The organism is Pseudomonas sp. PS1(2021) (assembly GCF_020405165.1).
Lineage (GTDB): Bacteria > Pseudomonadota > Gammaproteobacteria > Pseudomonadales > Pseudomonadaceae > Pseudomonas > Pseudomonas aeruginosa.
On sequence record NZ_CP084484.1, the window covers coordinates 4,255,671 to 4,278,566 of the forward strand.

The window sequence follows — 22,896 nt, forward strand, 5'->3', positions numbered from 1 at the left end:
GTTATCCGCCATTTCAGACGCCTCACGGCGAATAACGCCTGGGGCGTTATCCGCCCTACGGACCGGCGCTCCGCTGGCCCAACCTGGTGTAGGGCGAATAACCGCTACGCGGTTATCCGCCGTTTCAGCCGCATCGCGGCGAATAACGCCTGGGGCGTTATCCGCCCTACGGATCGTCGCTCCGCTGGCCCAACAGCGGTGTGCTCAGGCGAACCTGGAGAAATCCGGCTGGCGCCGGTGCATGAAGGCGCTGAGCGCCTCGATCGCCTCGGGCGAGCGCAGTCGGGTACTGAAGATATCGCCTTCCTCGGCGATCACCCGGCGAAGCTCCTCGATAAACGGCGCTTTCATCAGGCGCTTGCTCTCCACTACCGCCGAGGGCGCCAGGTGCAGGAAGCGCCGGGCCGCATCGCGGGCGTGCTCCAGCACCGTGGCGCCATCCTCCAGCGCCGCATTGGCCAGGCCCCAGGCCGCCGCCTGCTCGCCGCTGAAGTCCTGGCCGAGCATCAGCAATTCCGCAGCCCTGGCATGACCGAGCATGCGCGGCAGGATCAGGCTCGAGCCGAACTCCGGTGTCAGGCCGAGGTTGACGAACGGCATCTTCAATCGCGCATTGCGACCGACGAAGACCAGGTCGCAATGCAGCAGCAGGGTGGTGCCGATACCCACCGCCGGTCCGTTCACCGCGGCGATCACCGGCTTGGGGAATTCCAGCAGGGCGCTCATGAAGCGGCCGACCGGGCTGTCGCGCAGGGATGGCGGTTGCTCGAGGAAGTCGAGGATGTCGTTGCCGCTGGTGAAGCAGGCATCGCCGCCAGTGATCAGCACTACCCGCACAGCCGTATCGGCCTGCGCCTCCAGCAGCGCCTCGGCCATCCGACTGTACATCGCGCGGGTCAGCGCGTTCTTCTTGTCCTGGCGGTCCAGGCGCAGGGTCAGCAGCCCCGCTTCGCGTTCGACCCGAATCAGCTCGCTCATCGTCACTCCAGGGATGCGGCGCAGGGCCGCGGCAATGGCTGCAAGGCACCGCCACCGCGCCGCGTCAGGCGTGGGGCAGGAACAGGTCCGCCAGGGTCTGGCTACGCGGTACGCCGGCCAGGTAGAGGTGCCGGGCGAAGCGTTCGACGCTGGCGGGTTGGCCGCAGAGTAAGGCCATGCTGCGCCGCGGAACAAGGCGGAGATCGGCCAAGGCAGAGGGCAACTGCGCCGCCGACACCAGGTTGACGCGCAGTTGCGGATGACGCCCGGCCAACTCCGCCAACTCGCTCGCCAGGTAGTGGTCGCGCGCCAGGTGCAGCAGCTGGATCGGCGCCTGGTGTTCCGCGCGCAAGGCTTCGCGAAGTATCCCCCAGAGCGGCGCCAGCCCGGTGCCGGCGGCCATCAGCAACAGCGGTCGCTCCTGCCAGTCCGGCTCGTAGCGCAACGCCCCGCCGCGCAACTCGCCCAGACGCAGGAGCGCGCCAGGCGCCAGGCGCCGGGCGCGGTCGCAGAACGCGCCGGGAGCGCTACAGTCGATGTGGAACTCCAGCCATGGGTCCTCGTGAGGCAGGCTGGCCAGCGAATAGGGACGCGCCACGCCATCGTCGCTCCACAGCAGCAGGTGCTGCCCGGCGCGATAGCGCAAGGGCCGCTCCGGCTCCAGGCGCAGGCGCAGCACATCGCCCAGCCAGTGGCAGGCGACGACCCTGGCCGGCAGCCCGTCGCGCTCAGGATCGAAAGGCTGCAACACGAGGTCGCCGAGCACCCGGCACTGGCAGGCCAGCCGCCAGCCCGCTTCGCGCCGTACCGGATCGAGCGCCTCCGGGAGGGTGTCTTCCACCTCGCCCTGCAGGCAATGCACCAGGCAGGCGTGGCAACTGCCGGCGCGGCAGCTATGGGGCACGGCGATGCCGCCGGCGAGCAGCGCATCCAGCAGGTTGCTGCCGGCGGCGACGGCAAGGCGTCGCTCGCCGACCCGTATGTCAGGCACTGGTGACCTCCCAGGTGGCGTCGCAGCGGTTTCGTCCGCCGCGCTTGGCACGGTAGAGCGCCTGGTCGGCCCGCTGCAAGGCCTCGTCGAGATCGTCGTCGGCATACAGCAGGGTCATGCCCACCGAAAGGCTCAGGGTATCCACCGTGACCCCGACCGGTTCCGCCTGTTGGAACGCCAGGCGCAGGCGCTCGCAACAGCTTTCCAGCTGTTCCGCGTCGGCGTGGGGCAGCAGCAGGACGAACTCCTCGCCGCCGTAACGGGCCAGGACGTCGCCATCGCGCAGACAGGAACGCGCCACCGCGGCGAAGGTCTGCAGGACCCGATCGCCGGCGGCGTGGCCGTGGCGGTCGTTGATCCGCTTGAAGTGATCGAGGTCGATCAGCGCCAGGCCGTGCTGCCGGTTCGGCAGCAGGTCTTCCAGCGCCCGGCTGGCCATGCGCATGAAATGCCGGCGGTTGAACAGACCGGTGAGTTCGTCGGTGGCCACCAGGTCTTCCAGTTGGCGCATCATGCCGCGCAGCGTGTCCTGGTGCGCCTGCAAGGCATAGCGGCGCTGGCGCATGCGTTGCCGCATCGCCTGTATGTAGCTGGCGAACAGGCTCAGCCAGACCATTACGATGAACATCACGAGCACCTGCAATGCAGCCCGGCCCGGTAGCTCGAGACGCTGCTGCAAGGCCTCTACCAGGTAGATGCCGGAAAAAGCGATGAACGCCAGCGCCGCACAGCGGGCGAAGACCCGCGGCGGCAGTTGGAACACACCGAACAGCAGGGCCAGCACGTAGAACACCATGAAGGTGCCGCGCAGGCTGTCGACGTGGTAGAGGAAATAGGTCAGCCAGGCGATCGCCACCAGCACCTGCGGCTCGGTCAGGCTGGGATCGGCGTAACGCAGGTTGCGACCGCTGGCGAACAGCCAGAGGAAGGCCAGTTGGCAAGCCACCACCAGGGTGGTGCTGGCCGCCGCGGTGGTCGGCGCTGCGCGGTAGAAGCCGCTGAGTAGCGCCAGCCAGAGCAGGACCAGGCCGAGCAGGTAGGTGCCTGCGGCCATGCCGAACCGGCGGAGCAAGAGCTTTTGCAGCGCACGCTGTTTCAGAGGAGGCTTGTCTGTGCGCATGGGCTCCGTCCCGTAATGGCACCTGGCCGCAATGTACCCTGCCCCCTGCGGGTTGCCTAGTCGAACGAACTGCCAGCTAGCGGACCGCGGATTTATCGGCCGACCAGCCGGCTGGCCGACCAAGGTCTGATCGTCGGCGCGTGCGCCCGTCTCGCCGGAACGGCTATACTGTCGCGCCTTTTTTGCGCCGGTGCCTGACCGGCGCGCTCCTCGGCTGCGGCCGGCTCCGTGACCCTGCCCCGCATCCGAATTACCCGCCTGAAGAGGACCGTGCTCCATGGCCGTGATCAAGCAAGACGACCTGATCCAGAGCGTCGCCGATGCCCTGCAGTTCATCTCCTACTACCACCCGGTCGATTTCATCCAGGCCATGCATGAGGCCTACCTGCGCGAAGAATCGCCGGCTGCCCGCGACTCCATGGCGCAGATCCTGATCAACTCGCGCATGTGCGCCACCGGCCACCGCCCGATCTGCCAGGACACCGGGATCGTCACCGTGTTCGTCCGGGTCGGCATGGACGTGCGCTGGGACGGCGCTACCATGAGCGTCGACGATATGATCAACGAAGGCGTGCGCCGCGCCTACAACCTGCCGGAGAACGTCCTGCGCGCCTCGATCCTGGCCGACCCGGCCGGCGCGCGGAAGAACACCAAGGACAACACGCCGGCGGTGATCCACTACTCCATCGTTCCCGGCGACAAGGTCGAGGTCGATGTCGCGGCCAAGGGCGGCGGCTCGGAGAACAAGTCGAAGATGGCCATGCTCAACCCGTCCGACTCGATCGTCGACTGGGTGCTGAAGACCGTACCGACCATGGGCGCCGGCTGGTGCCCGCCGGGCATGCTCGGCATCGGCATCGGCGGTACCGCGGAGAAAGCAGCGGTGATGGCGAAGGAGGTCCTCATGGACCCGATCGACATCCACGAACTGAAGGCCCGCGGCCCGCAGAACCGCATCGAGGAACTGCGCCTGGAGCTGTTCGAGAAGGTCAACCAGCTGGGCATCGGTGCCCAGGGCCTGGGCGGCCTGACCACCGTGCTCGACGTCAAGATCATGGACTACCCGACCCACGCCGCCTCGCTGCCGGTGTGCATGATCCCCAACTGCGCCGCGACCCGCCACGCCCACTTCGTGCTCGACGGCTCCGGCCCCGCCGAACTGGAAGCGCCGTCGCTCGACGCCTACCCGGAGATCGTCTGGGAAGCCGGCCCGTCCGCGCGCCGCGTCGACCTGGACAAGATCACCCCGGAAGAGGTGCAAAGCTGGAAACCGGGCGAGACCCTGCTGCTCAACGGCAAGATGCTCACCGGCCGCGACGCCGCGCACAAGCGCATGGTCGACATGCTGAACAAGGGCGAAACGCTGCCGGTGGACCTGAAAGGCCGCTTCATCTATTACGTCGGCCCGGTCGATCCGGTCGGCGACGAGGTGGTCGGCCCGGCCGGTCCCACCACCGCCACCCGGATGGACAAGTTCACCCGCCAGATCCTCGAACAGACCGGCCTGCTGGGCATGATCGGCAAGTCCGAGCGCGGTCCCATCGCCATCGAGGCGATCAAGGACAACAAGGCGGTATACCTGATGGCCGTCGGCGGCGCCGCCTATCTGGTCGCCCAGGCGATCAAGAAGTCCAAGGTGCTGGCCTTCGCCGAACTGGGCATGGAAGCGATCTACGAGTTCGAGGTAAAGGACATGCCGGTCACCGTCGCGGTTGACACCAACGGCGAGTCGGTGCACATCACCGGCCCGGCGGTCTGGCAGAAGAAGATCGCCGAAAGCCTGGCGGTCGAGGTCAAGTAAGCCTGCTCCGTCCCTGAAAAAGCCCGGCCCCGCGCCGGGCTTTTTCGTACGGCCACTGGCCGGAGCCTGGGCTGGCAGCGCCGCAGGCGCCTTGGTTCAGCCGAACCAGAAATACAGCAAGGTCAGGTTCGCCGCCGAGATCAGGCCGAACAACGACCAGGCCAGCGCGCTGACCCAGCGCGGGTTGACGAACTCCCCCATGAGGCCCCGGTCGCTGCTGAAGCGAATCAGCGGCCACAGGGCGAACGGCAATTGCAGGCTGAGCACCACCTGGCTGAGCACCAGCAGCTTGCCTACCGCGGCTTCGCCCAGCCAGAGCACGCCGATCAAGGCCGGCACCAGGGCCAGGCCGCGGGTGATCAGGCGCCGCTGCCAGCAGGGAATCTTCGCCCGGAGGAAACCCTCCATCACCACCTGCCCGGCAATGGTGCCGGTGAAGGTCGAGCTTTGCCCCGCCGCCAGCAGGGCGAAGCCGAACAGGAAGCTGGCCAGGGCGCCGCCCACCAACGGGTCGAGCAGGTGGTAGGCGTCCTGGATCTCCACCACCTCGGTATGGCCGCTACCGTGGAAAGCCGCGGCGGCGAGGATCAGGATCGCCGCATTGACCAGCAGCGCCAGGGACAGCGAGCCGATGGTGTCGAGCCGGGAAAAGCGGATCGCCGAGCGTTTGCTCGCCGCGTCGTCGCCGCTGACCCGGGTCTGCACCACGGACGAATGCAGGTAGAGGTTGTGCGGCATCACCGTCGCGCCGAGGATGCCGATCGCCAGGTACAGCGGCTCCTGGCTGCTCAGGGTGTCCCAGGACGGCCGCAAGCCGGCGGCGACATCCGGCCAGTAGGGGCCGATCAGCACCAGTTCGACGAAGAAACACGCGCCGATGGTCGCGATCAGCCCCAGCACTATGGCCTCCAGGCGGCGGAAGTTGGCGCCCTGCAGGGCCAGCACGATCAGGGTATCGAAGGCGGTGAGGACCACCCCGGTGGTAATCGAGACGCCCAGCAGCAGGTGGAAGGCCAGCGCCGCGCCGAGCACCTCGGCAAGGTCGGTAGCGACGATCGACAGTTCCGCCAGCAGCCATTGGCCACGCGCCACGCCAGGGCGGTAGCGCTCCCGGGAGAGCTGCGCGAGGTCGCGGCCGGTGGCGATGCCCAGGCGCGAACAGAGGCTTTGCAGGAGCATCCCGGAAAAGCTCGCCAGCACCACTACGAACAGCAGCGCGTAGCCGAAGCGCGAGCCCGCCTCGATGGCGGTGGCCCAGTTGCCGGGGTCCATGTAGCCGACCGAGACCAGCAGGCCGGGGCCGACGAACAGCGCCAGCTTGCGCAGCGGCGAGGCGTCGGCCGGCACCGCCACGCTGTGGCTGACCGCCGAGGGACAGAACGGCGCGGTGGCCGTGGTAGGCAGGGAGTATTTCACGAGGCGACGCCGGATCGGGGGAGGAAGTGCGACCAGCCTAAACGTTTCACCCCGGTCGCGTCTTCCCTCGCCTCAGGCCTGGGCGCGCTGGCCGACCAGGCTCAGCTCGGCGACTTTCTCGCGCCGCTGCGCCAGGTAGCGGGTACAACTGACACGCAGGAAGGAGGCGAAGTTGAGCACCTCGCCGCGATAGTCCATCACTTCCTCGTAGAGATTGGTGATCAACTGGTTGGTGCTCAGGCCCTCGCCTTCGGCGATTTCCCGGAGGATGTCCCAGAACTGGTTCTCCAGGCGCAGGGTGGTCACCACCCCGCGGATGCGCAAGGAACGCGAGCGCGATTCATAGAGGATCGGATCGGCTTTCACATAGAGTTCGCACATGCGCGGGGGTCTCCTGGGTCTCAGTGGCTGATGCGGGTGCCGAGCGCCTCGAGGAAGCGCGCCAGCCACGCCGGATGCGCCGGCCAGGCCGGCGCGGTGACCAGGTGGCCGTCGACGTGGGCCTGGTCCGGCGGAAGGTCGACGTACTCGCCGCCGGCCAGCCGCACCTCCGGGGCGCAGGCCGGATAGGCGCTGCACGCCCGCCCTTGCAGAACGCCGGCGGCGGCCAGCAGCTGGGCGCCATGGCAGACCGCGGCGATCGGCTTGCGCGCGGCATCGAAGTCACGCACCAGAGCCAGCACCTGCTCGTTCAGGCGCAGGTATTCGGGGGCGCGGCCGCCGGGGATCAGCAGGGCATCGTAATCCTCGGCGCGGGCCTGGGCAAAGTCGGCATTGAGGGTGAAGTTGTGGCCCGGCTTCTCGCTGTAGGTCTGGTCGCCTTCGAAATCGTGGATGGCGGTGCGCACGCTTTGCCCGGCCCGCTTGTCCGGACACACCGCATGCACCTGGTGGCCCACCATCTGCAGGGCCTGGAACGGGACCATGGTTTCGTAGTCTTCGGCATAGTCGCCGACCAGCATCAGGATCTTCTTCGCAGCCATCACGCGCACTCCTTCGGGCAGGGCCCGGTCATACCGGGGATGCACCTAAGGTAGCCAATCCGCAGGGGGACGCGGGTAATAGACGGTTACTACACGCGTGCCGGGTTCAGATGCCGATCTTGTCCAGGGCCCGCCCGACGCCTTCCCAGAACGAGCGCTGCACGCGTTTCCGGTAGCCGCTGGCGGCGAACTGCATGGGCTCCTGGACCTGGTGGGTAGCGCCGATTTCCGCAGCGCCGAGATCGGCCGCCACCAATTGCAGCGGGCCATCGCCCTCACCCGCCGGGTGCTCGCTCTTCGGTGGCGGGTTGAGTTCGTCGTAGCGCAGGTAGTAGACCGAGCCGGCCCTGGCCTCGAGCATGAAGCTGGCGATGCGGGTGAAATCCATCGGACCGTCGGCGAACAGGGTCCAGAAGCTGCCCGCCAGCGGCCGGCGCATTTCCAGCTTGTAGCTGCCGGTCTCGAACTCGAACGCCAGGTAGCCGTTGCTCGGCAGGCTGCCGATCAGTTCGTTGTTGAGGAAGATCCCCGGCGCCTCGAGTTCCTCGTCCGCCCACTGGCTCCGCGGACGGTAGAGGTAGACGGTGGCGTGGCTGGCATCGGCGCTCGGATGGGCGACGAAGGCCGGTCCGTCCACCGCACCGAAGAACGCGCCGGGCGTGCTGCAGCCGACCAGGCTCGCGACGATCGACAGGGCCAGCGACAGGCTGCGCAGCATGCTCCATCCCTCTTCTTATGGTTATCCGCGCAGCATAACCAGCCGGGCCGGGCCTGCCACCCGTCGAAAGTCCGGTTCTCCGGGAGAACGGCCTCAGGCCGGGCGCGGCACCTTGGCCAGCGCCGGCGCCGGCATCAGCCGGCGCACCAGCCACTTGCGCACCGGCACCACGCCGCGCTCCTGGAACAGCACGCAGAACGCCACCAGCAGGACCAGGAACAGCGGGTAGTAGAGCAGCGACGATGGCAGCGCGGCCGCCGCCTCAGTGCAGGCGCGCCAGTCGTCGAGACAACGCCCCGGCACGGCGATAAGGCGCTCGCTACGGGAGAACAGGGTGAACATCGGCACATGCAGGGCGAACAGCGACAGCGAGGCGGCCCCCAGGCGCGGCGACCAGTGGCGGACGAAAGCGCTCTTCGGGTCGGCGGGCAGCGCGCAAAGGCACACCAGCAGCAACTGGGCCGGTAGCAGCAGGCCGTTGTGCAGCAGGAAGTACCAATGTTTGGCGCCCTGGGTGAACAGGTAGTCGGCCACCAGGAAGGCCGCCACCACCAGCGCCACCAGCGCGGCCAGCAGGCCGCGTCCCGGCACCATGCCACGGTCGCGGTAGCCGCGGAACAACCCGTAGGCCAGGATGCCGCCAAGGAATTCCGGCAGGCGCAGCAACGGATTGCGGTGCAGCAGGCCGGTCCAGGGGATCCCGTAGCTCTCGCTGGCCACCACCAGCGCCGGCGGGATCAGGTAGACCAGCCAGACCAGCGCCAGCACCTTCCACTTGTGCCGGCTGCGCATCAGCCGCGGGGCGACGAAGGGAAACGCCAGGTAGAAGAACATCAGCGTCGACAGCGACCACAACGGCGCGTTGAAGGTCAGGTAATAGGGATTCCAGGCCTGCAGCAGGAGGATCTGCAGGATGCTGTTGACGAACAGTTCGGTGTTGCTCATCCAGTGCAGGAAGAGTTCCGGGTGGGTGCGGCCGAGCACTTCGTTGGTGTCGTAGATGACGAAGCGCGGGGTGGCCTTGTCCAGCTCGGGACCGATTCCCAGGTGGCTGAGGGCCAGCAACACCAGGATCGACAGCAGCAGGGAGAACAGGTGCAGCGGATAGAGATTGGACAGTCGCTTGGTCCAGAAGCTGCGGGCGCTTTCGCGCAACCGGCCGCTGCGTGCGTAGACATGGGCCAGGAGGAAGCCGGAAAGCACGAAGAAGGTACTGGTGGCGAAGAACCCCAGGCTGGTCAGTTCGTCGAGACCGGGAAACTTCTGCTCTTTCGGATAGGTATGCAGGGTGTGGTACACCACCACGTACAGGCCGAGCAGGAAGCGCAACCATTCCAGTCCGATGAAACGTTCCTTGGAGTCGGGCGTTGCCACGCATCTCTCCTTTGTCATTGTAATGGGCGGTCCGGGGTAGACCCGCAAGCTCCCCGGCAAGTTTCACCGGGCCGGCCAGCGGCTACGAACGGCCGCTCCCTAGCGCCGGCGGTCGAGGAAATTCACCACTACCCGGTCAAGCCAACCCCACAGGCGCTGGTGCAGGCGCATCCACAGGGGTCGCGCGCGCCACATCGCCAGGGTCACCTCGCGGCTGTCGGCGAAGTCCGCCAGCAGGCTCGCCGCCGCCTCATTGGTGAAGTCCGGGTCGAGGGCCTCGAGATTGGCGTCGAGGTTGAAGCGTAGATTCCAATGATCGAAGTTGCAGGAGCCGACGCTCACCCAATCGTCGACCATGACCATCTTCAGGTGCAGGAAGCGCGGCTGGTATTCGTGGATGCGCACGCCGGCGCGCAGCAGGCGCGGGTAGTAGCGCTGCCCGGCATAGCGCACCGGGGCGTGGTCGGTGAGCCGCCCGGCCAGCAGCAGGCGCACCTCCACGCCGCGCTGGGCGGCCTTGCGCAGGGCCCGGCGAACCTTCCAGGTCGGCAGGAAGTACGGCGTCGCCAGCCAGATCCGTCGGCGCGAGCCGTTCAGCGCGCGGACCAGCGATTGCAGGATGTCGCGGTGCTGGCGGGCGTCGGCGTAGGCCACCCGGCCCAACCCACGGGCCGCCCCCGGCTGCGGCGGAAGGCGGGTAAGGGTCATGCCCTCGCGGGGCTTCCAGGCTTTCTCTTCGAGACAGGCCAGCCATTGCCGCTCGAACAGCGCCGCCCAGTCCGCCACCACCGGGCCGTCCATCTCGACCATCACCTCGCGCCAGGCGCTGACGTCGCTGACCGGTTCCCAGAATTCGTCGGTGATCCCGGCGCCGCCGACATAACCGAGGCGCCCGTCCACCAGCAGCAGCTTGCGATGGTCGCGGTAGAGATTGCCGCCAGTCAGCTTCCAGCGCAGCGGGTTGTACAGCCGCAGTTCGCCGCCGGCCTCGCGCAGGCGCTGGATCCAGGCGCTGCCCAGGCCGAGGCAGCCGAAGCCGTCGAACAGGCAGCGCACGGCGACGCCCCGGCGGCGGGCATCCAGCAGGGCGACGAGAAACAGTTCGGCGCAATGCCCGTCTTCCACCAGGTACAGCTCCAGCTCGATGCTCCGCTGCGCCGCCTCGATGGCCAGCAGCATGCGCGGGAAGAACCGCACGCCGTCATTGAGCAGGGCGAAGCGGTTGTCGCTGCGCCAGGGAAAGACCGGGCCGCTCACCGCGAAGTGAAGATCAGCACGGCGCCGACCGGCACCGAGAGCCCGATGCTGCCGGCGCCGGCCAGCTTGCGCAGGGTCTCGATGCCGGGGGCGAGGTCGAAGTCGGCGGCGTCCAGCACCAGCGGCGACAGGGTCACCACCTGGAAGCGATGCTCGTCCAGGCGGGTCACCAACAGGTCGCTGGCGTAGCTCTTGCGCTTGCCGTGCAGGCTGACGGTCACCGGCTGGCGCATTTCCAGTTGCACGCCGTCGGCCAGCTCGACGATCGGCGCCAGGTCGAGCTGGGCGGTGATCTCCGCCTCGGCGAAGCGCTTGGTCTCGAACAGATGCTCGCGGATGCGTTCGTCGCGCAGCGGGATGTCGGTGCTCACCGAGTCCAGCTCGACGCGCAGGCGCGCCTGCCCCTTGTCGTCGACCTTGCCGTGCATGACCAGGAAGCGGCCGACTTCCGAAAGGGTAGCGTTCTTGGTGGAGATGAAACTGAGTCGCGACGACTCGTAGTCCAGGTACCAGGCGGCCTGGACCGGCAAGGCCAGGAGGGCCAGGCCGAGGCAGATCAACTTGTGCATGCGGGCTCCCTTTGCGTCCGGCGCCACCTTAAACCGGCCGCCTGGGAGCAGGCAAACTCCCGCGTCAGTCGAGCGCGTGCTGCAACTGACTGACGGTATCGGCCAGGGTTCCCAGGTGCCGGCGGCGCACCCGTTCGACGCAATCCTGGTCGCGCGGCCAGTGCAGCGCCACGCTGCCGAGCAGGCGACCCTGGGCGCGTACCGGCAAGGCCACCGCGCGGATCAGGAACGGCAGGCGCACCGGATACTCCCAGTGTCCCTCGGTACGCTCGCCGTAGCCCTGGCCGTGGGCCTGCTCGCGGGTGCGCAACCAGAGGTCCTCGTCTACCTGGTGCTGGCGCGCCAGGCGGCGCACCTCGCTGTCTGCCAGTTCGCCCAGGCAGGCCTTGCCCATGGCCGAATGGAACAGGCTGGCGTGCTGGCCGACCACCAGCCGGTTGGCCGGGTAGCGCTTGCGCAGGACGCCGGGCACCGAGCTTTCCGCCACCAGCAGGCGGTCGCCGTCGAGAATCGACAAATCGGCGACCAGCCCGGTGCGCTCGCTCAACTCCACCAGCAGCGGCGCGGAACGCTCCACCACCTGGCAACGGAAGCGCTCGGCGGCGTCACCGTAGAGGCGGGTGGAACGCAGCCGGTAGCGCCGGTCGGTCAAGCCGCGGTACAGCCAGCCCTGCTCCAGCAGGGTATGCAGCAGCCGCGACACCGTGGCCTTGGGCAGTTCGGTCAGGTAATGCAGTTCCTCGAGCCCCAGCGCCTGGTGCTGGCCCAGCAGATCGAGGATCGCCAGCGCCCGCTCCACCGAACGCACGGTTCCCGCCTCTTCTCTTTCCGGCATGACGACACCTCCACCGTCGACAGACCGTTATGGCAAAGCAAGATGCAGGCCCAGGTCATGTAGGAAGAATCTGCGAATACGCCAGCATTGCTCCGCGGCCTAGTCGATGCCCCCTGGAGCCTCGAGCATCGCCGGCGGACGGCGGCTGACCCAACGGGTCAGGCCCTCGTGGGCATGGGCCAGTTGCAGCACCGCCAGGTCGGCCTGCGCCGGGCCGATTATCTGCAATCCCATCGGCAGGCCCGCCGCGCCGAAGCCGATCGGTACGCTGATCGCCGGCAAACCGGCCAGGGTCGGGCCGATCACCACCTCCATCCAGCGGTGATAGGTGTCCATCGGCCGCCCGGCGACCTGCCGCGGCCACGCCGTTTCTGCATCGAAAGGAAACACCTGGGCGCTGGGCAGCAAGAGGAAATCGTAACGTTCGAACAGACGCGCCAGCGCCCGATACCAGTCGCTGCGATCCAGCGAGGCGCGATAGACCTCGGTGGCGCCGAGGCCGAGCCCGGACTCCACTTCCCACTGCGCCTCCGGCTTGAGCCGGACGCGCCGTGCGGGATCGGCGTAAAGCTCGCCAAGCGAGCCCTGCACCAGCCACTGGCGATGGACCAGCCAGGTGCGCCACAGGCGCTCCAGGGGATAGTCCGGCAGGCACGCCTCGACGTCGCAGCCCAGCTCGGCGAAATCGCCCAGCGCGGCTTCGCAAAGCTCCAGCACGCCCTCCTCCATCGGCAGGTAGCCGGCGTAGTCGCCGAGCCAGCCGAGCCGGGCTCCGCGGAAATCGCGCCCGAGGTCGTCGGCGAACCTGCGCGGATCGTCGCGCAACGACAGCGGAGAGCGCGGATCGTAGCCGGCCTGGGTGGCCAGCAGCCGGGCCAGGTCCGCCACGCTGCGCCCCATCGGGCCTTCGGTGGCCAGTTGCTGGACGAACAATTCCGCTTGCGGGCCGTGCGGTACCCGTCCCTGGGACGGGCGGAAGCCGTAGACGTTGTTGTAGGCGGCGGGGTTGCGCAGCGACCCCATCATGTCGCTGCCGTCGGCCACCGGCAGCATGCGCAGCGCCAGCGCCACCGCCGCCCCACCGCTGCTGCCGCCGGCGATCCGCGCCGGATCGTAGGCATTGCGGGTGGTGCCGAACAGCGGGTTGTAGGTCTGCGAGCCGAGCCCGAACTCCGGTACGTTGGTCTTGCCGATGACGATCGCACCGCTGCTCTTCACCCGCTCGACGACGATGGCGTCGTGCTCCGGCACCTGCCCGGCGAACAGCGGCGAACCCAGGGTGGTAGGAATGCCGGAGGTGGCGGCGAGGTCCTTGATCGCCTGCGGCATGCCGTGCATCCAGCCCAGCCATTCGCCGCGCGCCAGTTGCCGGTCGCGCTCGTCGGCCTGGGCGAGCAGGCGGCTTTCCGCCTGCAGCGAGACGATGGCGTTGACCCGCGGGTTGAACCGTTCGATCTGCGCCAGGTAGGCCTGCATGACCTCGCGGCAGGACAGTTCGCGTCGGCGGATCGCCGCGGACAGCGGCAGCGCGTCAAGCGCGACGATTTCCTCGTGGCCGTCGCTTCGATGGCGGGTGGCGCTCATTCACAGACTCCTTGCCGGCTTGCCCAGGGCCGGTTCACGGGGGCGCGGGGCGGGCGTCGCGCCCTCCCGCAGATAGAGGGTGGCGAGCAGCCCGAGGAAGGCCGCGCCGAGCACGTAGAACGCCGGCGCCACTGGCGAGCCGCCGACCTCGGTGAGCCAGGTGACGATGAACGGAGCGAAACCGCCGAACAGCATCACCGCCAGGTTATACGCCACCGCCAGGCCGGTGGAACGCACCCGCACCGGAAACTGCTCGGCCACCGCGGTCGGCGCCGGGCCGAAGAAGCCGCCGATCGCCGTGCACAGCAACAGTTGCATCAGCAGCAGGCGCCCCAGGCTCGGCGCCGCGGCGACCCAGGCGAACAGCGGATAGACCATGAGCATGAAGGCCAGGGTCGCGACCAGCAGCACCGGGCGCCGCCCGACCCGGTCGGAGAGTCCCCCAGCCAACGGGATCACCAGGGTCATCAGCGCCACCGCAGCCATCTGCACCATGAACACCTCGTCCAGCGGCAGGCCCAACTGCTTGTGGGCGAAGGTCGGCATATTCACCAGCACCACGTAGAAGGACACCGTGCCGATCACCGTCAGGCCCATGCTCACCAGCACGCTGCGCCGGTATTCGCGCAGCACGCCGAGCAGCCCCTGGCGCTCGCCGGGCTCCCGGATGGCTTCGAGGAAGGCCTCGGTCTCGCCCATGTAGCGGCGGATCCACAATCCCACCGGACCGATCAGCAGACCGAACAGGAACGGCACCCGCCAGCCCCAGCTCTCCAGGGCCTCGGCGTCCAGGCAATGGGTGACCAGCGCGCCCATCCCCGCACCGGCGAACACCGCCAGGCACTGGCCGAACAATTGCCAGGAACCGTAGAGACCGCGCCGGTGCGGCGGCGCGCTTTCCACCAGGAAAGCCGTGGCGCTGGCGTACTCGCCGCCGGTGGCGAAACCCTGCAGCATTCGCGCGATCACGATCAGCAACGGTGCGCCGACGCCGATCGCCGCGTAGGTCGGGGCGAAGGCGATCATCGCGATGGACAGCGTCATCAGCAGGATGATCAGTTGCATCGCCGCCTTGCGTCCCCTGCGGTCGGCATACAGGCCGAGCAGGACCCCACCGACCGGACGCATGAAGAAACCGACACCGAAGGTGGCCAGGGCCATCAACAGCGAGGTGTACTCGTCGCCGGAAGGGAAGAACAGCCTGGCGATCAGGCTGGAAAGGAAGCCGTAGACGATGAAGTCGTACCACTCCAGGGCGTTGCCGATCACGGCAGCCGCCACCTGGCGGGTACGCGAGGTACCGCTCGGGCAAGCGTGCATGGGAATCTCCTGGTAACCGGGGGAATGCCGGCGCGGCTCAGGCCGCGCCGTTATTGGCGGCAGTCAGTCGAAGGCCGGACGCCGCGGGGGCGGCCAGCCAGGTCTCGGCGAGCGCGCCCCAATAGGCCGCGCCCCGGACCAGGATGTCGTCGTTGAAGTCATAGGCCGGGTTGTGCACCATCGGCCGTCCTCTGCCATTGCCGATGAACAGGTAGCTGCCGGGGCAGCGCTGTAGCATCCAGGCGAAATCCTCGCTGCCCATCAGCTTCGGCGTGTCGCCGTCGACCTGCTCCGCGCCGGCCAGCTCGACCCCGACCTGGCGGGCGAACTCGGTTTCCTCGACGCTGTTGACCAGCACCGGATAGGCCGGGTAGTGCTCGATGCTGGCCTGGCACCCATAGCTGGCGGCCTGCAACTCGATGATCTGGCGAACCCGCTGCAGCACCTGCTCGCGCACCTGGCCGTCGAGCGCCCGCAGGCTCAGGCGCAGCACGGCGCGCTGGGGTATGACGTTGGCCGCCTCGCCGGCCTGCAATGCGCCGACCGTGACCACCGCGGCCTTCTGCGGATCGACGTTGCGCGCCACCACGCTCTGCAGGGCCATCACCGCGCTCGACGCGGCGAGCAACGGATCGACGCTCAGGTGCGGCATCGAACCGTGTCCACCGACGCCCTCCAGGGTGACGCTCAGCAGGTCCTGGGAAGCCATCATCGGTCCCGCGCGGAAGCCCAGGTGCCCGGCCTCCAGTCCCGGCATGTTGTGCATGCCGAACAGCGCATCGCAGGGAAAGCGCTCCAGCAGCCCGTCGGCGAGCATCGCCTCGGCGCCGCCCTGGCCTTCCTCGGCGGGCTGGAAGATCAGTACCAGGGTGCCGTCGAAACGCCGCGTCGCCGCCAGGTAGCGTGCCGCGCCGAGCAGCATCGCGGTGTGTCCGTCGTGGCCGCAGGCGTGCATGCGCCCGCCGTGGCAGCTGCTGTAGCCGAGCCCCGTGGCCTCGACGATCGGCAGCGCATCCATGTCCGCCCGCAGGCCGAGCCGCCGCGTACCGTCGCCCTGGCGGAGGACGCCGACCACGCCGGTGCGGCCGATCCCTTCGTGCACTTCGTAGCCCCAGCCGCGCAGGCATTCGGCGACCAGCGCGGCGGTGCGTCGCTCCTCGAAGCCCAGTTCGGGATGGGCGTGGATGTCCTGGCGCAGGCTACGCAGGTCGTCGGCGACCTCCTCGAGCCAGGCCACGATGTGTCGATGTCGAGCCATGCCGTCTCTCCTCTGGCCGGATTGCGCTCCGGTCTTGTTGGCGGGAGGCCCGGACGCAAGGCCGGCCGGGCGTGGTCACAGCTAAGCGCGGCACGCGGCGAAGGACAACGGAAGGCGGTTCCACTGGGTGGAACCCAAGGCCCGCGCCGCCCTCCGCCGGTACGTCAGAACTGTTCCGGCGGCACTTCGCGGAAGTTCAGCACGGCGAACACCGGTACCTCGGGAGTGATCGAGGGAATATTGGCCATCTCCTTCAAGGGCTTGAGCTTCTCTTCCAGGTCGAAGTCGAGCAGCTTCAGCAGCACCGGCTCCAGGGTCGCCACCTGGACCAGCCCTTCGCCCTGGCGGGTGACCAGCACGTCGGCCTTCAGGCGGCGCTGCTGGCCGTGCAGGTCGAGGGTGAAGTCGAGCTTCTCGACCCGCGACTGGCCGACCCGCAGGTCGTCGAAGCCGGCCATGTCCAGGCGGCTCTCCACGGTGGCCTCGGGGAAGCGCGAGGTTTCGAAGAAGTTGTCCTTCATTCGCTCGTCGCGCAGGGCCAGGCCGCTGTCCAGGGTGCCCAGCGGCACCACGATGCGCGCGACGCCCTGCTTGTCGATCTGGCCGCTGAGACGATCGAAGCGCTGCACCTCGGCCATCTTCGCGCGTTTCACGGAAACGAAGCTGATCCGCGAGTAATCCGGCTCCAGTTGCCATTCCGCCGCCGACAGCAGAGGGCTGAGGAGCAACAACAGGACACACAATACAACAGGCATTCCACCTCCGGCTTCGGGCCGGCGCCGTCCCTCGCCCCGCGCCCCGACATGCGCCGCCGGTCAGTCCGGCAGCCTGTCCGCCTCGGGCATGAGCCGGCATCCCTCGCGCGGGCCCAGCCAGGCGGCCGTCTGCGTACTGCCGAGGCCGCGGGCGGTCACCCGGCGGCGGGCTTCGTCGTCGAAGAAGCCGCTGATCGGCACGTACTGTTGGGTATAGGCCCGGCAATAGTCCGCGGAGTTCCCCATCACGTAGCGGCAGGAGCAGTACTCCTTGGCCGTGTAGGCGCCGATGATGGCGGGAAAGGCCGCCAGGTGGATGCGGTTCTGCCAGGCCCACGCGAGGGCGGCGAGCAGCCCCAGGACGAACAGGAAGAGCAAGGGATGGCGACGGATCATGGCCGCGCCTCCCCGGCGAACGCCGCCTGTGCCAGGCGCAGGAATTCGTTGTGGCGGAAACGCCCGTCGCGGTCGTCGGCGTAGCGCACGATCACCAGCTTCTCCTCGGGCAGCACGTAGAGCGCCTGGCCCCAGTGGCCGAGCGCGGCGAAGGCGGTCTCGGCGACGTCCGGCCAGGGCGCCGGCGCGCCTTTCACCGCACGGTTCAACCACCACTGGCCGCCCGGCACCGCCTCGCCCTCCTCTTCCGCGCTCGGCCGGTAGCGGGCGAAGGGTGTCAGGTTGAACTCGACCCATGCCAGCGGCAGCAGTTGCCGCTCGCGCCAGCGCCCGTGGCGCTGCATCAGCAGGCCGACGCGCGCCAGGTCGCGGGCGCTCATGTAGACGTACGACGAGCCGACGAACGTGCCGGCGGCGTCTCGCTCCCATACCGCCGAACGGATGCCCAGCGGCTCGAACAGCGCGCGCCAGGGGTACTCGGCATAGTCCGCGCCGAGCATGCCGTGGAGGGCCGCCGCCAGCACGTTGCTGTCGCCGCTGGAGTAGCGGAAACGCCGGCCCGGCGGCCGGGCCTGCGGGGTTTCGGCGACGAAGCCGGCCATGTCGTCACGCCCACGGGTGTAGAGCATCGCCACCACGGAGGACTTCAACGGCGCGAACTCGTAGTCCTCCTGCCAGTCCAGCCCGGAAGACCAGTTCAGCAGGTGGCGCAACGTCACCTCGGGATGACGGGCGAACGGCGGGTAGTAGCGCGCCACCGGGTCGTCGAGCTGGAAGCGCCCTTCGCCCTCGGCGACGCCGAGCAGCGTGGCGAGCAGGCTCTTGCTCACCGACCAGGTAAGGTGCGGGGTCTCTGCACGGCTCGGGCCGGCGTAGCGCTCATAGACCAGACGACCGTCGCGGATCACCACTACCGCGTCGGTGCGGATGCCTTTGCGACGAACATCGTCGCGACGACCGAAGGCATAGCGCTCGAATGCCTCCAGCGCCGGCCCCGCGGGCTGTTGGGCACGGGGCCAGTCGGTGTCGGGCCAGTCTTCGGCCAGGGCAGGGAGGGCGAATACCAGGGCCAGCGCGGCGAGGGCGCGGCGGGACAACGGCAAAGCGGGCATCGGCGGGCCCTCTCGACGGTCGAGGGGCAACCCTAGCATGGCCTCGATGACGCCAGGAAGCGCGGACTCAGCCTGGCATGCGGTAGTCGTCCGGGCCGAGCAGGTCGATGCCGCACTCGAGGTTCTCGATCCAGTAGAGGAAGGCGCTGATCATTTCCTTGCCGACGAAGGGCCGCCCGTGTTGCGGCACGATCATCTCCACATCCATCTCCCGGACCATCCGCGCCCACAGGCGGCAGATCTTGTTCGCCGCCATGTAGCGGCGATGGAATCCGTCCATGTACTGGATATGCGCGGCGAAATCGCTGACCGGCGCCGCGTCGTCCACCAGCGAGGCGCCCATATCGCCCGAGAAAAGGATCTTGCTCACCGGGTCGTAGAGCTGGAAGTTGCCCACCGAATGCAGGAAATGCGCGGGGATCGCCTTCAGCGAGCAGTCGCCGAGAGCGATCGCCTGGCCGCGGTCGGGCAACGGCATGACCCGGTCGTAGGTGTTGATGCCATGGCTGACCGCCAGGTAGTTGGCCGTCAGGTGCGGCAGGAAGCGCGCCCACAGCTTGGAGCAGATCACCCGGGCGCGGGTGTGCAGCAGCCACTTGTCGAGGGCGGCGATGATGTCCGGGTCCTGGTGCGAAGCGAAGATGTAGTCCAGCTCCTGCAGCGGAAAGCGTTTCGACAATTCCAGCGAGAGCGGCGTGTAGGTCAGGTCGCCGCCGGGATCGAGCAGCAGGTACTGGCCGTTGTCGACGATCAGGAACTGGTTGGACTGGACCCCTTCGCCGCTGACGAGGTCATCGAAACACAGGCACTGGTGGCTGCCGTTGTCGAACAGCACGATCGGTTCGCGTCGCATGGTCGGTGAAATCTACTCTGTGCAGGCGCCGAGGAGCATTCCTCGCCGGATGCTGCGCAGGGTAAGCGCCTGCGGCGCGGCGCCTCACTGACCTGGGTCAAGCCCGAGGCGGGTCAAGGCCTTCTCCAGGCGAACTTTGCGGGCCCCGTTGGCAATCGCCAGCAAGCCGCGATCGCGTTGCCACAATGCCTCCCAGGTCGAGGCGTTGGCGGCGAAGGCGGCATCCAGTTGCCCCTCCAGCGCCGAGAACTGTTCGAACAGCCCAGCCAGTACCGCCTGGGTGCCGACGCAGGCGACCGGATGCCGCGCGACCTCGGCGCAGCCGCCGAGGATGCCGGCCAGGCGCAGCAGCAGCGGCGAGGGCCAGCCGCATTCATGGCCGACCCCATAGAGCCAGCCGACCAGCGCCGCCAGCACATGGACATCCTCCAGCAGGCGGAACGGCCTGACGTAGTCGTCCCAACCATCGCCGGGCAGGCGCTCGCAATGGGCACCGTCGAGCAACAGGCGGGAATGCGGCACATCCGGCATCAGCGGCAGCGCCGGCAACGCCTCCAGGCGCGCCCCCGGGGCGCCGGCCAGGACCACCGTCATCGACAGTCGCGGCGGCTGCCCCGGTGCCTCGTCGCGGGCGGCCACCAGCCACCAGGAGGCGCTGTCGCCAGCGGTGACGAAATCCTTTTGTCCATGCAGGACCAGCCCCTCCAGGCGGGTCTGCAGGTCCGCCGGGCGCACGCTGCGCTTCTCGGTCACGCACAGCGCGCCGAGACCTTCCGGCGCCGCCGGCCAGAGCGCGCGCAGGGCCGCCTGGTAGCCGGCGAGGAAGGCCAGGCCCGGACTCGCGGCCAATCGTCCGCCGAGCACCGCCCGCTCCAGGGTGCCAAGACCGTCGGCGCGCGCCAGGGCGGCGGCGTGCCAGTCTTCCAGGGAGCCTTCGGTGGGCAGGCGGTCGAGCGGGCCGAGCAAGCGTTGCCAGGACATGGCGGACTCCAGTGTGGAATGTGTCGGAACCGGCATCCTGCCGAGGGTGCCAGCGTTGAACAACGGCGCGTTACATCCGGCGACAATGTCATACAAGCATCACGCCCCTGTCACAGGGGTGACACCGCGCCTTCCTAGCCTGAGCTTGCACAACAAAGCCGAGCGGCCGCAACCCGCGGCGCCGGCCCAAGGAGGCCCAGGCATGACCCAGACCGCCATTACCCGCGAACCCGTCGCCGGACGCCGCCTGAAGGCCGAGCGCCTGAACGGCGCCCGCGCCCTGCGCGAGGCCCAGGCCCTGCGCTACCGCGTATTCAGCGCCGAGTTCGACGCCAAGCTCGAAGGCGCCGAAGACGGCCTCGACCGCGACGACTACGACCGTCACTGCGCGCACATCGGCGTCCGCGACCTCGACAGCGGCGCCCTGGTGGCCACCACCCGGCTGCTCGACCATCGCGCCGCCGAACGCCTCGGGCGCTTCTACAGCGAAGAGGAGTTCCACCTCTCCGGCCTCGACGCCCTGCACGGCCCGGTCCTGGAGATCGGCCGCACCTGCGTCGCTCCCGAATACCGCAACGGCGCCACCATCGCGGTACTCTGGGGCGAACTCGCCGAGGTCCTCAACGAGGGCGGCTACCGCTACCTGATGGGCTGCGCCAGCATTCCCATGCGCGACGGCGGTATGCAGGCCAAGGCGGTGATGCAGCGGCTGCGCGAACGCTACCTGTGCACCGACTACCTGCAGGCCGAGCCGAAGAACCCGCTGCCGCCGCTGGACGTCCCGGAAAACCTCACCGCCGAGCTGCCGCCGCTGCTCAAGGCCTACATGCGCCTGGGCGCCAAGATCTGCGGCGAGCCTTGCTGGGACCCGGATTTCCAGGTCGCCGACGTGTTCATCCTGCTCAAGCGCGACGAACTCTGCCCGCGCTACGCCCGCCACTTCAAGGCAGCGGTCTGATGGCGCGGCTGCGCCTGCTGCTGCGCAGCGCACGCCTGCTCGGGCTGGTCGCGCTCGGACTGGGCCTGGCCGCTTGGGTCAGCCTGCGCGAGCGGCTGCCCGGCGCCGACGTCACGCCGCTGCGCCAGCGCCTGACCCGCTGGTGGCTGGCGCGCCTCTGCGCGGCCCTGCCCTTCGAGGTCAGGGTCAGCGGCGAAGCGCCCCGGCAACCCATGCTGTGGGTAGCCAACCATGTGTCCTGGACCGATATCCCGCTGCTCGGCGCCCTGGCGCCGCTGACCTTCCTGTCCAAGGCCGAGGTGCGTGCCTGGCCGCTGGCCGGCTGGCTGGCGGAAAAGGCCGGCACCCTGTTCATCCGCCGCGGCTCGGGCGACAGCCGGCTGATCAACCAGCGCTTGGCCGAACAACTGCACCGTGGGCGCAACCTGCTGATCTTCCCGGAAGGCACCACCACCAACGGCGAAAGCCTGCGCACCTTCCACGGTCGCCTGATGGCCAGCGCCCTGGAAGCCGGCGTGGCGGTGCAGCCGGTGGCGATCAGCTACCGCCGCGACGGCGTGCCTGATGCGCAGGCGCCGTTCATCGGCGACGACGACTTGCTCAGCCACCTCGGCCGCCTGCTGCGCGGCGAGCGCGGCAGCGTGCATATCCAGCTGCTGGAACCAATCCCCAGCCAGGGCCTGGACCGCGCCGAACTGGCCCGCCAGGCCCAGCAGGCGGTGCGCCTGGCGCTGTTCGGCACTGCCGCCACTACGCAAACCCGGCGCGCCGCCTAGTCGCGCTTGGGCGGCACCGCCAGCACGTCGCACGGCAGGTCGCCGAGGGCCGCCTCGGCCACGCTGCCGATCAGCGCGCGGCGGAAGCCGGTCAGGCCCTGGGTGCCGAGCACCGTCAACTGCGGCGCCTGGCGGCGTACCTCGGTCATGATCACGTTGATCGGCAAGCCTTCGCCGACGCGCAACTGGATGTCCTCGCGGCCCAGCCCCAGGCCGGCGACGTAGTCGCGCAGCTCGACGTTGGCCTTGAGTTCCTCCTGGTCGACGTAATGCTCGACGCGGTCTTCCTTGATCCCCGAATAACGCATCATGCCTTTGGCGAACGGCTCGAAGGCATGCAGCGCGGTGAGGCTGGCGGCGTCGAGGAAGCCGAGCTGGCCGGCCATCTGCACCGCGCGCGTCGAGGTCGGCGAGAAGTCCAGCGCCAGCAGCACCCGGCGGTACTCCTCTTCCGGCGCACCGGCCGCGCGCAGCACCGGGATCTTCGCATTGCGTACCACCCGCTCCAGGGTGGTGCCGATGAACAGGTCGCGCAGCGGCGTGTGCCGGTGCGCGCCCATCACCAGCAGGTCGGCGCCGATCTCCTCGGCCACCGCGTTGATCACCACCACCAGATCGCCGACCCGCACGATCGCCTTGGACTCGACGCCGAGGCGCTCCTTCAGGGCCTGTCCGTTCACTTCCAGCAGGTTGGCGATGGCCAGCCGTTGCGGCGCGATCAGCACCGGCGGCTGGTCGTCGTCGAGCACGTTCAGCACGGTCAGTTCGGCATTCCTCGCCTTGGCCAGCGCCGCGGCGCGCATGACCGCCAGCTCGGAACGCGAGGACAGGTCGGTCGCCACCAGGATTCGTTTCATCTTC

The 22,896-nt window shown here is 68.6% G+C and carries 23 protein-coding genes; 3 read left to right on the forward strand and 20 right to left on the reverse strand.

The genetic code is table 11. The annotated features are described in order from the left end of the window. Nucleotides 1-204: 204 nt before the first annotated feature. From LE197_RS20380 to LE197_RS20390, 3 genes are all read right to left on the reverse strand, one after another. On the reverse strand, nt 205-978 hold the full coding sequence (locus LE197_RS20380; protein ID WP_003101155.1) for an enoyl-CoA hydratase: 774 nt from the start codon (nt 976-978) through the stop codon (nt 205-207). A 64-nt stretch (nt 979-1,042) separates the two neighbouring features. Continuing rightward, complete coding sequence (locus LE197_RS20385; protein ID WP_003093934.1) at nt 1,043-1,969, reverse strand: iron-sulfur-binding ferredoxin reductase; 927 nt, start codon at nt 1,967-1,969, stop codon at nt 1,043-1,045. Further along, nucleotides 1,962-3,089, reverse strand: a complete 1,128-nt coding sequence (locus tag LE197_RS20390) for a sensor domain-containing diguanylate cyclase (RefSeq protein WP_003101151.1) — start codon at nt 3,087-3,089, stop codon at nt 1,962-1,964. The genes LE197_RS20385 and LE197_RS20390 overlap by 8 nt, the downstream gene beginning before the upstream one ends. A gap of 277 nt (nt 3,090-3,366) precedes the next feature. On the opposite strand from LE197_RS20390, the gene LE197_RS20395 reads away from it, so the two are divergent. Beyond that, nucleotides 3,367-4,890, forward strand: a complete 1,524-nt coding sequence (locus LE197_RS20395; RefSeq protein WP_003093938.1) for a fumarate hydratase — start codon at nt 3,367-3,369, stop codon at nt 4,888-4,890. Nucleotides 4,891-4,986: 96 nt separating this feature from the next. Here LE197_RS20395 and LE197_RS20400 read toward each other — a convergent pair whose 3' ends face one another. The 16 genes from LE197_RS20400 to LE197_RS20475 form a co-directional block, all read right to left on the reverse strand. Further along, on the reverse strand, nt 4,987-6,243 hold the full coding sequence (locus tag LE197_RS20400) for an Nramp family divalent metal transporter (RefSeq protein ID WP_004348078.1): 1,257 nt from the start codon (nt 6,241-6,243) through the stop codon (nt 4,987-4,989). 135 nt (nt 6,244-6,378) lie between these two features. Next, nucleotides 6,379-6,687 carry a ribbon-helix-helix domain-containing protein gene (locus LE197_RS20405; protein ID WP_003101146.1) on the reverse strand — a complete coding sequence of 103 codons (309 nt, stop codon included), beginning with the start codon at nt 6,685-6,687 and terminating at the stop codon, nt 6,379-6,381. Nucleotides 6,688-6,707: 20 nt separating this feature from the next. After that, entirely contained in the window at nt 6,708-7,292 is a 585-nt protein-coding gene (locus LE197_RS20410; protein WP_003120861.1) for a DJ-1/PfpI family protein, read from the reverse strand. Between the two features lie 103 nt (nt 7,293-7,395). After that, nucleotides 7,396-8,007: a DUF2846 domain-containing protein gene (locus LE197_RS20415; RefSeq protein WP_003101143.1), complete on the reverse strand. Its 612-nt coding sequence runs from the start codon at nt 8,005-8,007 to the stop codon at nt 7,396-7,398. Between the two features lie 93 nt (nt 8,008-8,100). Next, nucleotides 8,101-9,381 carry an acyltransferase family protein gene (locus tag LE197_RS20420; RefSeq protein ID WP_003112774.1) on the reverse strand — a complete coding sequence of 427 codons (1,281 nt, stop codon included), beginning with the start codon at nt 9,379-9,381 and terminating at the stop codon, nt 8,101-8,103. A gap of 99 nt (nt 9,382-9,480) precedes the next feature. Continuing rightward, a complete protein-coding gene (locus LE197_RS20425; RefSeq protein ID WP_003120863.1) occupies nt 9,481-10,560 on the reverse strand; it encodes a phospholipase D-like domain-containing protein in 1,080 nt (359 codons plus the stop codon). A gap of 74 nt (nt 10,561-10,634) precedes the next feature. Next, the gene (locus LE197_RS20430; protein ID WP_003093949.1) at nt 10,635-11,207 is read right to left on the reverse strand and encodes a YceI family protein; all 573 of its coding nucleotides are present in this window, start codon (nt 11,205-11,207) and stop codon (nt 10,635-10,637) included. Between the two features lie 64 nt (nt 11,208-11,271). Next, a complete protein-coding gene (locus LE197_RS20435; protein WP_003093951.1) occupies nt 11,272-12,042 on the reverse strand; it encodes an IclR family transcriptional regulator in 771 nt (256 codons plus the stop codon). A gap of 99 nt (nt 12,043-12,141) precedes the next feature. Next, entirely contained in the window at nt 12,142-13,626 is a 1,485-nt protein-coding gene (locus LE197_RS20440) for an amidase (protein ID WP_003161492.1), read from the reverse strand. Next, a complete protein-coding gene (locus LE197_RS20445; RefSeq protein ID WP_003110047.1) occupies nt 13,627-14,946 on the reverse strand; it encodes a citrate-proton symporter in 1,320 nt (439 codons plus the stop codon). A 37-nt stretch (nt 14,947-14,983) separates the two neighbouring features. Beyond that, nucleotides 14,984-16,204, reverse strand: coding sequence for a M20 aminoacylase family protein (locus LE197_RS20450; protein ID WP_003101134.1), 1,221 nt, complete (start codon nt 16,202-16,204; stop codon nt 14,984-14,986). A 164-nt stretch (nt 16,205-16,368) separates the two neighbouring features. Beyond that, the gene (locus LE197_RS20455) at nt 16,369-16,959 is read right to left on the reverse strand and encodes a YceI family protein (RefSeq protein ID WP_003120867.1); all 591 of its coding nucleotides are present in this window, start codon (nt 16,957-16,959) and stop codon (nt 16,369-16,371) included. A gap of 60 nt (nt 16,960-17,019) precedes the next feature. After that, entirely contained in the window at nt 17,020-17,355 is a 336-nt protein-coding gene (locus tag LE197_RS20460; RefSeq protein WP_003093963.1) for a hypothetical protein, read from the reverse strand. Continuing rightward, a complete protein-coding gene (locus tag LE197_RS20465; protein ID WP_003101127.1) occupies nt 17,352-18,467 on the reverse strand; it encodes a serine hydrolase domain-containing protein in 1,116 nt (371 codons plus the stop codon). Before LE197_RS20465 ends, LE197_RS20460 begins: the two co-directional genes overlap by 4 nt. Nucleotides 18,468-18,534: 67 nt before the next feature. After that, the gene (locus tag LE197_RS20470) at nt 18,535-19,320 is read right to left on the reverse strand and encodes an MBL fold metallo-hydrolase (RefSeq protein WP_003163005.1); all 786 of its coding nucleotides are present in this window, start codon (nt 19,318-19,320) and stop codon (nt 18,535-18,537) included. 84 nt (nt 19,321-19,404) lie between these two features. Then, on the reverse strand, nt 19,405-20,301 hold the full coding sequence (locus LE197_RS20475; protein ID WP_003093969.1) for an acyl-CoA dehydrogenase family protein: 897 nt from the start codon (nt 20,299-20,301) through the stop codon (nt 19,405-19,407). A gap of 202 nt (nt 20,302-20,503) precedes the next feature. On the opposite strand from LE197_RS20475, the gene olsB reads away from it, so the two are divergent. Together olsB and olsA are read left to right on the forward strand one after the other, a co-directional pair. Then, nucleotides 20,504-21,259 carry an L-ornithine N(alpha)-acyltransferase gene (olsB, locus tag LE197_RS20480; protein WP_003093970.1) on the forward strand — a complete coding sequence of 252 codons (756 nt, stop codon included), beginning with the start codon at nt 20,504-20,506 and terminating at the stop codon, nt 21,257-21,259. Further along, nucleotides 21,259-22,035, forward strand: coding sequence for a lyso-ornithine lipid O-acyltransferase (gene olsA / locus LE197_RS20485; protein WP_003103796.1), 777 nt, complete (start codon nt 21,259-21,261; stop codon nt 22,033-22,035). The genes olsB and olsA overlap by 1 nt, the downstream gene beginning before the upstream one ends. Here olsA and LE197_RS20490 read toward each other — a convergent pair. Continuing rightward, nucleotides 22,032-22,892, reverse strand: a complete 861-nt coding sequence (locus tag LE197_RS20490) for a universal stress protein (RefSeq protein ID WP_023108733.1) — start codon at nt 22,890-22,892, stop codon at nt 22,032-22,034. The two genes, olsA and LE197_RS20490, sit on opposite strands and share 4 nt — an antisense overlap. Nucleotides 22,893-22,896: the final 4 nt, after the last annotated feature.

Excerpts from the sequence above, each read along its gene's own strand:
- LE197_RS20450 (WP_003101134.1), bottom strand. The coding sequence starts at position 16,204 with ATGGCTCGACATCGACACATCGTGGCCTGGCTCGAGGAGGTCGCCGAC.
- LE197_RS20390 (WP_003101151.1), bottom strand. The coding sequence starts at position 3,089 with ATGCGCACAGACAAGCCTCCTCTGAAACAGCGTGCGCTGCAAAAGCTC.
- LE197_RS20430 (WP_003093949.1), bottom strand. The coding sequence starts at position 11,207 with ATGCACAAGTTGATCTGCCTCGGCCTGGCCCTCCTGGCCTTGCCGGTC.
- LE197_RS20440 (WP_003161492.1), bottom strand. The coding sequence starts at position 13,626 with ATGAGCGCCACCCGCCATCGAAGCGACGGCCACGAGGAAATCGTCGCG.
- olsB (WP_003093970.1), top strand. The coding sequence starts at position 20,504 with ATGACCCAGACCGCCATTACCCGCGAACCCGTCGCCGGACGCCGCCTG.
- LE197_RS20425 (WP_003120863.1), bottom strand. The coding sequence starts at position 10,560 with ATGCTGCTGGCCATCGAGGCGGCGCAGCGGAGCATCGAGCTGGAGCTG.
- LE197_RS20470 (WP_003163005.1), bottom strand. The coding sequence starts at position 19,320 with ATGCGACGCGAACCGATCGTGCTGTTCGACAACGGCAGCCACCAGTGC.
- LE197_RS20415 (WP_003101143.1), bottom strand. The coding sequence starts at position 8,007 with ATGCTGCGCAGCCTGTCGCTGGCCCTGTCGATCGTCGCGAGCCTGGTC.
- LE197_RS20460 (WP_003093963.1), bottom strand. The coding sequence starts at position 17,355 with ATGATCCGTCGCCATCCCTTGCTCTTCCTGTTCGTCCTGGGGCTGCTC.
- LE197_RS20405 (WP_003101146.1), bottom strand. The coding sequence starts at position 6,687 with ATGTGCGAACTCTATGTGAAAGCCGATCCGATCCTCTATGAATCGCGC.
- LE197_RS20455 (WP_003120867.1), bottom strand. The coding sequence starts at position 16,959 with ATGCCTGTTGTATTGTGTGTCCTGTTGTTGCTCCTCAGCCCTCTGCTG.
- LE197_RS20465 (WP_003101127.1), bottom strand. The coding sequence starts at position 18,467 with ATGCCCGCTTTGCCGTTGTCCCGCCGCGCCCTCGCCGCGCTGGCCCTG.
- LE197_RS20435 (WP_003093951.1), bottom strand. The coding sequence starts at position 12,042 with ATGCCGGAAAGAGAAGAGGCGGGAACCGTGCGTTCGGTGGAGCGGGCG.
- olsA (WP_003103796.1), top strand. The coding sequence starts at position 21,259 with ATGGCGCGGCTGCGCCTGCTGCTGCGCAGCGCACGCCTGCTCGGGCTG.
- LE197_RS20380 (WP_003101155.1), bottom strand. The coding sequence starts at position 978 with ATGAGCGAGCTGATTCGGGTCGAACGCGAAGCGGGGCTGCTGACCCTG.
- LE197_RS20475 (WP_003093969.1), bottom strand. The coding sequence starts at position 20,301 with ATGTCCTGGCAACGCTTGCTCGGCCCGCTCGACCGCCTGCCCACCGAA.
- LE197_RS20395 (WP_003093938.1), top strand. The coding sequence starts at position 3,367 with ATGGCCGTGATCAAGCAAGACGACCTGATCCAGAGCGTCGCCGATGCC.
- LE197_RS20490 (WP_023108733.1), bottom strand. The coding sequence starts at position 22,892 with ATGAAACGAATCCTGGTGGCGACCGACCTGTCCTCGCGTTCCGAGCTG.
- LE197_RS20445 (WP_003110047.1), bottom strand. The coding sequence starts at position 14,946 with ATGCACGCTTGCCCGAGCGGTACCTCGCGTACCCGCCAGGTGGCGGCT.